Source organism: Mesorhizobium sp. P2_D6 (assembly GCF_056404315.1).
This window is the reverse complement of sequence record NZ_JBFUEG010000075.1, coordinates 1-1,129: the sequence shown is the minus strand read 5'-3', so window position 1 is coordinate 1,129 and position 1,129 is coordinate 1. Positions and strand designations below refer to the sequence as shown.

Below are 1,129 nucleotides of genomic sequence, written 5' to 3'. Positions count from 1 at the left end.
GATTAATGCTGATTGTGCGAATTGAAAGTAGAATCATCGAGATTCCAGTTAAAAAGGTGGTCCGGACCGGGATCGGTGCGATAGACCGAATTGCGAACATTTTTGTTCGGATATATACCGATGATGGTATTGTAGGTATTGGGGAGTGTGGTCCCTGGCCCGTGGTGACCGAAACGTTGGCCGAGACCAAATCAGCGGTCGACGAATACTTTGGTCCTGCTTTGATGGGCGCAAATCCTGTCGCAATCGGTTTCATTCATTCCAAGATGGATGCACTAGTGCATGGCAGCGGTTGTTCTAAAAGTGCGCTCGACATGGCGTTGTACGACATAGCCGGAAAGGCCTTAGGGCAGCCAGTTTACATGTTGCTGGGTGGCGCGCATCGAACGCAGTTCAGGTTGAGCAAGTCGCTGGGGTCTCAGATCATCTCGGACGACGTCAATGAAATGGAATCTTTACTTCGTGAAGGACTCGGTACCTTCAAACTAAAAATGGGGCTGTTGCCGCCCAACGAAGATTTAGAGAGAGCACGAGCCCTCCGGAAGCTTGCGGGCCCAGGCGCCGATATCCGCCTCGATTACAATCAAAGCCTATCGATGTCGCAGGCGGTGAGAGTTCTTGAACGCGCGTGTGAGATCGAGCCGACGTTTATTGAGCAGCCTTTGCCGCGATGGAATATTGACGGTCTGACACACTTGTCCGCGAGGACCTCAGCTCCGATCGCTGCAGACGAGAGCTTGTTTACCGTGCATGACGCATTCACTTTGTCCGCGCGCGCGGCCGCCAAGGTCTTCTGCCTCAAACTCGCTAAACATGGAGGGCTGTACAGGACAAAAATGGTGGCGGGAATTGCCGAGGCGGCCGGCATCGACTGCCATTTCTCTGTTATGAATGAAACAAGCTTGGGATGCGCAGCGACTCTACACTTGGCTGCTAGCGTCAAGAACGGAATAGATGCCTGTGACCTTTACCTTCCGAAGTACCTCATGGATGGAGACATCGTTCGAGAGCCGCTCGTGATTTCCAATGGGCGAATGACGGTGCCGTCCGGGGTTGGCCTTGGGGTAGACATCGACGAGCGCGCGCTCGAACATTTCACTGTGAAAGGGTCGGTCGTCGTAACCTCGGC

1 protein-coding gene is annotated in these 1,129 nt (G+C 53.6%); it reads left to right on the top strand.

Annotated elements, in window-relative coordinates:
* Positions 1-1,129, top strand: a 1,129-nt coding sequence (locus tag AC1D1L_RS33655; protein WP_477345831.1) for a mandelate racemase/muconate lactonizing enzyme family protein, incomplete at both ends; no start/stop codon positions are given.